Source organism: Frankia sp. KB5, assembly GCF_002099325.1.
GTDB classification, from domain to species: Bacteria; Actinomycetota; Actinomycetes; order Frankiales; family Frankiaceae; genus Frankia; species Frankia casuarinae.
This window is the reverse complement of sequence record NZ_MRUJ01000034.1, coordinates 1-6,695: the sequence shown is the minus strand read 5'-3', so window position 1 is coordinate 6,695 and position 6,695 is coordinate 1. Positions and strand designations below refer to the sequence as shown.

Below are 6,695 nucleotides of genomic sequence, written 5' to 3'. Positions count from 1 at the left end.
CGACGCCGTCCGAACAACCGACGCCGTCCGAACAACCGACGCCGTCCGAACAACCGACGCCGTCCGCTTTCCCGCCGGCCACCGCGCCCCGGCCGGTCGCCGCGCTGATGGTGGTGCTGGCGGCCGTCGGCGCCGGCATCGGTTCCGTCCTGCCGTGGAGCGAGATGTCCAGCGGCGACGAGACACGTACGTTCAGCGGTCTTGTGGTCGGAGACGGGCGCATCGTCGGTGTCCTGGCGGTCACACTCGGTGCCATCGGGGTGGGACGGTTGGTGCGTCGGCCGCTTGCCGGTGCGATCGATGTCGCCCTCGCCCGAATCATCGCAGTTCTGATCGTGATCATCACCGCTCTGGACCGGGTCTACGGGCCGCCGACCCTCGCATCGTTCCKCGCGATTTCCGCGGATGCAATCTCGATCCGTCCACAGGCAGGGATCACGGTGTGCCTCGGCGCCGGCCTCCTCGCCCTGATCGGGGCGATGCTGCTCCAGCCGAGGACGAAGCCCCCTCGAAGATGACCTGTCCGCATCGATCCGGTCTCGGCGGTCGTGCTTCGAAGTCCTTCCGCTGACCCCTTGACGGGGGACAACGGATTCGGTGGATGTGGGTCATGACCGAATCGTCATTGTCCGCGAGGATATTCCTGGTCAAGGAGACACGGGGGAGGCAAGGGGACACAGGGAGGACAGGCCGCCGGGCCAGGGGATGTCCGCCGAGGTGTTCCGTTCCTTGATCGGGCGCGCGCTCTCCCGCTGTGCGGGGGGTGGCGCGAGGGCGCGCGCCGGGTCCACCTCCTCGTGATCACTCTGGTGGCGCGGTCAGGCCRTTCCCTCGGCACCGGGGTTGAGATGACCGTCTTCCACCGCGAGTTTGTAGAGGTCGACCTTGGTGCTCGCGTCCCGCCCGGCCTTGCGGTACTTCGACCGGACCCGATCGATGTACTGCTTCGCCGTTTCCGGGGAGACGTTCATCTTGTGGGCAACCGTCTTCATGGGCATTCCGGTCGCATAGAGACGCAGTGCTTCTACCTCTTTGGGCGACAGATCCGGTTTGTCCGTAGCGTCATCGGTGAGCAGCAGGAATGCCAGCTGCGGCGAGATCCACCCCGTTCCCGCGGCGGCGGCGCGGATCGCGGTGGCCAGATCCTCGATGTCGTCGGTCTTCGGGACGAAGCCCGACGCGCCGGCGCGCATCGCGTCGCGAACCGTCGCGGGAGCCGCCGCGGCGCTGAAAACCACGACCGCGCGGTCCACCGCGAGCAGCCGCTGGATGTTATGGGGCGGCGCGGTGCCATCGCCGAGATCGAGATCGAGCAGGATCACCTGGGCGCCGCGCCCCGGACCGGCCAGCAGGGCTTCGATGGAGTGGGCGGTGCCGATCAGCCTGAAGTCCTCGACGTCGTGAAGGAGGTCCGCGAGGCCGCGAAGCACGATCGGGTGATCGTCCACTGCCGCCACGGTGATGGCGCCAGGTACTGCGGGTACTGTGGTTCCGTTCGCTACGCTCATGCTGGTCCAGTCGTTCTCCCGGACTTGCCGGCCACGAGGCGACAGACCTCGTCAGGCCGTACGGGCGTTGGTGCCCGCTGGCGGAGCGTGGGGGCGCCACCGATCGCTGGGTGCGTCGGGGACACCGCATCCAGCGACGCCAACCATTTCAGCAGATCCCCACCGGGTAGCTGGTGGAGCATGGGGAGGGCCCAGCGTGGCGAGCGTCACGAGGGACACGTCCATCAGAAGACGATCGTAGATCGTCGGCCGTCCACGCCCGAGCGCGGCTCGGACGTGCTAGCGGCTCGTGGCGAGTTCGTCGGCGTCGGCGCGGGCAATGGGTGCTACGCCAGCGGCGCGCCTGGAGCCAGGCCGACCGTRCTGTCGCACGGCCCCGGCAGCGGGCGCCGACGACGGCTAGCTCGTCCAGTCCTCCCAGCTCAGGCCGGTGACCCGGCTGAACTCCGAGGTGTTCGCCGTAACGACTGTCAGCCCGCGCCGCAGTGCCTGCCCGGCGATCAACAGATCGTAGGCGCCAATCGGCGTCCCGGCCTTCTCCAGGACGGCGCGCACCTCGCCGGCAGCACGGGCATCCTCGTCATCGAAGTCAAGCAGGTCCAGGTCACCGGAGAGCAGTATCCGCAGGCGCTCGGTGTTCTCCGGCACCTGAGCGCTCTTCGCCACGCCGTACCACAGCTCGAACAAGACGACCGACGAGAGCGCGAGATAATCCTCTGACGCTTCGGCCTCCCGGTACCGTTCCCGCACGCCGACGGGCTTGTTCCGCAGCAGTGCGACCACAGTGCTGGTGTCCAGGAGGCAGTTCACCCGAAGAAGTCCTCCCCGGCGGGCGTCGGCGGCTGGTTCCTGCCGTCCTCGAACAGCGGCACGTCCACGAAACGGTCCAGCTCGGCGAACCAGGCGTCGACATCGGACGCGATCGGCTCTAGCAGCACGCCGTCTCCCATGTGCCGGACGCGCACCCGGTCACCGGGCAGCCGGAACTCCTTCGGGARCCGCACTGCCTGGCTTCTGCCGTGCATGAAGAGCCTCGCGATCGCCGTGTCCGCCACAACGCCTCCCGCACATGATAGCTATCGATAGTATATACCAGGTGTCCGCGGCCGACTCGGTCAGATGGCGGTAGCGCGGGCACGCTGTGGCATGAGGCGGCGGTGCTGGCGGCACGTACGAGGGCGGCGACAGCCGAAGACGCGCTGGCTGGTCGGCCTGCGGGCAGGTGGCCGCCGGGGCGTCAACGATCGTAGGCGATGYGTTCGAGCCCCATGGCCAGCCTTTCGAACTCCGCCGGATCGGTATAGACGTGCGCGCTCGCGCGGAGGACCGGCCCGGTGAGATCCCGGGAGCGCTCCACGGGGATGGCACTGGTGAGCACCCGGTCCTCTCGGTAGAGCCGGTCCCGGACGGCCACCGGATCGGTGCCGGGGGGCGGTTGCATGGTGATGATGCCGCACGGTGAATCTGGGTCCTCGCGCACCCGCCAGCCGCCGGCCCCGTCGAGAAGGCGTCTTCCCTGACCGGCCAGCCGCGCGATGCGGGCGAAGACAAGTGACGGGCCGGAATCCGTCAATTCCGTGACGGCCTGCCCCAGGCCGATGCGGGACACGGTCGCCGCCTCGCCTATCCCGAGCCGGGCCAGTCCGGGGAGAGGAACCGGACGGTCGTTGCGGTCGAAGCGTGCGCTGTGCAGGCTCGGCACGGCGATATCAAGAAGATCGACGCTGCCTTTCCGGACGGCGAGAAATCCTGCTCCTCGTGGCCCGCAGAGCCATTTTCTCGACGTTCCGATATAGGCGCTGGCCGCGGTCTGGCGCACCTCGACCTGGCCGAGGGACTGCGCCACGTCGAGTACCAGGGGGACGCCTTCGGCCGCGCAGCGCGCACCGATCGCGGCTGCCGGCTGAACGATGCCCCGTTGGCTTGGCACCTGCGGAAACACCACGAGGTCGAGGTCGGCGAGACCGATGCGCCCGGGTGCGTCGGCGCAGGCTACTCCGGCCCGGTCGAGCGTCTCGACGTCGATGACCCCGGTCTCGTCGACGGGAAGATCGACCAGCGAGACCGCGGTGCGCAGCGCCCGGGCGGCGAGTACGAGCATGTTGGACCCGTACTCGCTTGGTACCACGCCGATCCTCGCCCCGGCGGGGAGCCGCCAGGCCATCAGCAAGCTGGCGAAAGCCGCGCTCGCCGAATGGTGGAAGCTCAGGTCATCAGCGTCGAGTCCCGGGCCCATCAGGCTGACGAGCCTGGCCCGCGTGGCGTGGAGCCCGCTGCCTGCCTCCACCTCGGCGGCGTACGCGCCGAGTGCGCTCTCGCGCTCCAGGTACGCGGCCTCGGCCGCGATCGTGGCCCGACTGGGGCGGGCCGCGCCGGCCGAGTCGAGATGAACCACCGACGACGGTGACCGGGCCGCACGCCAGCGGTGGAAGAGCCGGAGCTGCTCGGGATCTTCGTTCGGCCCGGGATCGTCGCTGTCGGTGAACCGGYGCTGGCGGGGCTGATGGATCGACGGTGTGTCCACGGGAACAGGGTGACACCTCGACGACGCGTGCGGCACCGTGCCGACGGTATGGACGTCGTGGTTGCGACGGTGTTTCCGTCGGTCGTGGGTTCGAGTCCCACCCGCTCCACCATGTTAGGCATTGTACGAACCGCTCCCTTCGGGGGCGTTGTGGCTGGTAGGGCGGCTGCGGCGGCCTCGGTTGGCTCGGGTCTGGGGACTTTGAAGACCGGTTGGAGCCGTCCGGGGCCGAGGATCTTGACTTCGTGGATGAGGGCTTCGACGAGGGCCTTGCGCTGAAGGTCGGTGCCGACCTCGATGATCGTATCGATGTGGTGGGCGATCTTGCTGAGGGTGGCGCGTGGGGGCATGACGGGTTCGTCGTCGATCTGGGCGGTGAGTTCGGTCTGTCGGCGGCGGAGCTGCTTCTGCTTGGTGCGCAGCGTGGCGAGTCGGGTGGCGAGGGTTTCTTCGTCGAGGGTGCCGCGCTCGAAGGCGGAAAGGTAGCGGTCGATGGCCTGGTCGGTCTGGGTGAGGTCGGCCTGGACGGTGGCGAGTTCGCCGGTGCGGTCGGTGTGGGCGTCGTGGTGGCGCTGGCGGGCGTGGTGGACGGCGTCGGCGATGAGCTGCTGGTGGTTGCGGTAGAAGGCGGCGAGTGCGGTGAGGACGGCTTGGTCGAGGGCGTCGGCGTCGAGGCGGGGGGCGTCGCAGCGGTCGCGGCTGTAGCGCAGGCGGGTGAAGCAGGTGTAGTAGCGGTAGGTGCGGGTGCGTCCTCCGGCGTTGGAGCCGAGCATCGCTTTGGCGCATTGCGGGCAGCGCATCCGGCCGGTGAGGTAGTAGTCGGAGTCGCTGGCGGCTCGGTGGGTGTGTCCGTCGCTGCGGATGGTGAGGATCTTCTCGGCCTCAGCGAACTGGGCCGCCTCGATGATCGGCTTGTGGGTGTCGGTGACGGTGATCTCTCGGAAGGTCAGCTCGCCGAGGTAGATGCGGTTGTCCAGGACGCGGAGCACCTGGTGTCCGGACCAGGGGCCGCCGGTGGTGGTGCGGTGGCCGCGCTCGTTGAGGGTCTTGGCGATGGCGCGGGTGCCGACCCGGTCCTTGACGTAGAGGTTGAAGATCAGACGGACGACGGCCGCTTCCTTCTCGTCGATGAGAAGTTTCCAGTTGGCGCGGTCGACCTGGTAGCCGAAGGGCCGGTTGCCGCCCATCCACAGGCCCTTGGCGGCTTTGCGTTCCATGCCGGCGATGACCCGGTCGATGATCGTGTCGCGCTCGAACTGCGCGAACATCGCGAGCATCTGGAGCAGCATGCGGCCCATCGGGGTCGCGGTGTCGAACGGTTCGGTGGCCGAGCGGAACACGACGCCGGCCTGGTCGAGTTCTTCGAGCAGGGTCACGGTGTCGCGCAGGTTGCGGGAGAGCCGGTCGACGCGGTAGACGAGCAGGACGTCGATCAGTCCGTGGCGGGCCGCGGACAGGGCGCGTTGCAGGTCGTCGCGTTCGGTGGTGGCGCCTGAGGCGTCGTCGGAGAACCGGAGGGCGATGGCCCAGCCGGGTTGGGAGTCGATGTAGGAACGGAGTCGTTCTTCCTGGGCTTCGATGGAGTAGGGCTGGTGCTCGTCGTCGGTGGAGCGCCGCAGGTAGATCCCGACCCGGACGGTGTCGAGCGGGTCGACGGCGGRCTGGGGGGTGCGGTTCGCGCTCTTKCGACGCGAGGTCGCACGGGCCATGGCGCTTTTCCTTTTCTCTCGGTACTGGTGGTGTGCGGCGTCCGGGCTTTATGCGTGGCGGCGGAAAGCGCCACGCCACATCGACGGGAGGGAAAATCGGGCGCGGGCCGGCTCGCTGCTGTCGTCGTCGAGCAGGAGGTAGGCCGGGTGATGGGCCGCGAGGTAGGCCAGGGTCTGGGCGTACTGGTCGGTGAGGGAGTGCTGGCCGCCGTCGGTGGCGATCCGAGCGTAGAAAACGACCCGCGGGCCGGCGGGTTCGGTGATCGCCGCCGTCTTTGTGATGGCTCGTCGGGCTGAAAACGGGCAGGGCATACCGAGGGTTCCCTTTCTCGATGATGGGCGGGCGGCCCATCCGATGGGGACAGGCCGCCCGCCCGGCAGAAAGGTTCGGGGTTGTCAGGCCGCCTTTTTCGGCGCGGTGTTCGGTGCGCCTTTCCTTTCCCACTGTAGGACAAGTTCGGCCAGAACGGACACCGCGGTGTCGTATTCTTCGGGAGTCATCCAGACGGTTTCGATGTGCTCGATGGTGATGTCCCTGACCGCGTCCTGACGTCCGGTCGACGCAGGCGATGTGTCATCGCCGCGATCCGCGGGGGCGGTGCCGTCCCGGTCCTGGGGCTGCCGGCGGGTCACCGCGACGTCTCCGGCCCGACGGAAACGTTTCTCGTCCAGGTGCGGTTTCGGTCGTGAAACGGCCGCGGTGGGGTCATGCGATCGGCCCCTGCCCGCCGTCGGTGTTTCCCGGGTCGGTCGGCGGGTCGACGAATTCCCAGGGTGGTAGCTGCGCGCTGAAAATCCCGGTGCCGGGGGGCGCGAGGAGCTGGGCGTGGTGGAACGTGCGCCCGTCGATGATCGGCTGGTGGGCGCCGAGGCAGATGACCCACTCGTCGGGTGGGACGTGCTGGCCGGCGCGGGTGCGGCCCCAGACGGTGGCGCCGGTGTAGACGGGGTTGG

8 protein-coding genes and 1 pseudogene are annotated in these 6,695 nt (G+C 68.7%); 1 reads left to right on the top strand and 8 read right to left on the bottom strand.

From position 1 onward, the window contains the following. Positions 1-518 (top strand): annotated as a pseudogene (locus KBI5_RS26110) (hypothetical protein); the annotation flags it as partial. A gap of 300 nt (positions 519-818) precedes the next feature. Here KBI5_RS26110 and KBI5_RS04280 read toward each other — a convergent pair. The 8 genes from KBI5_RS04280 to KBI5_RS04245 all read right to left on the bottom strand — a co-directional run. Further along, a complete protein-coding gene (locus tag KBI5_RS04280; RefSeq protein WP_085014382.1) occupies positions 819-1,508 on the bottom strand; it encodes a response regulator transcription factor in 690 nt (229 codons plus the stop codon). A gap of 399 nt (positions 1,509-1,907) precedes the next feature. Then, the gene (locus KBI5_RS04275; protein WP_011436119.1) at positions 1,908-2,318 is read right to left on the bottom strand and encodes a type II toxin-antitoxin system VapC family toxin; all 411 of its coding nucleotides are present in this window, start codon (positions 2,316-2,318) and stop codon (positions 1,908-1,910) included. Beyond that, on the bottom strand, positions 2,315-2,533 hold the full coding sequence (locus tag KBI5_RS04270; RefSeq protein ID WP_085014385.1) for a transcriptional regulator: 219 nt from the start codon (positions 2,531-2,533) through the stop codon (positions 2,315-2,317). Before KBI5_RS04270 ends, KBI5_RS04275 begins: the two co-directional genes overlap by 4 nt. 212 nt (positions 2,534-2,745) lie before the next feature. Beyond that, positions 2,746-3,855, bottom strand: coding sequence for an aminotransferase class V-fold PLP-dependent enzyme (locus tag KBI5_RS04265; RefSeq protein WP_241882653.1), 1,110 nt, complete (start codon positions 3,853-3,855; stop codon positions 2,746-2,748). After that, entirely contained in the window at positions 3,744-5,741 is a 1,998-nt protein-coding gene (locus KBI5_RS04260; protein WP_085014381.1) for a recombinase family protein, read from the bottom strand. The genes KBI5_RS04265 and KBI5_RS04260 overlap by 112 nt, the downstream gene beginning before the upstream one ends. 48 nt (positions 5,742-5,789) lie before the next feature. Further along, positions 5,790-6,053 carry a hypothetical protein gene (locus KBI5_RS04255; RefSeq protein WP_085014380.1) on the bottom strand — a complete coding sequence of 88 codons (264 nt, stop codon included), beginning with the start codon at positions 6,051-6,053 and terminating at the stop codon, positions 5,790-5,792. An 84-nt stretch (positions 6,054-6,137) separates the two neighbouring features. Beyond that, complete coding sequence (locus tag KBI5_RS04250) at positions 6,138-6,374, bottom strand: hypothetical protein (protein WP_085014379.1); 237 nt, start codon at positions 6,372-6,374, stop codon at positions 6,138-6,140. A gap of 73 nt (positions 6,375-6,447) precedes the next feature. After that, on the bottom strand, positions 6,448-6,695 hold a 248-nt coding region (locus tag KBI5_RS04245; RefSeq protein WP_198537500.1), incomplete at its 5' end, for a recombinase family protein.

Bases quoted from the DNA above. Each gene is read 5' to 3' on its own strand.
- KBI5_RS04255 (WP_085014380.1), bottom strand. From the start codon at position 6,053: ATGCCCTGCCCGTTTTCAGCCCGACGAGCCATCACAAAGACGGCGGCG.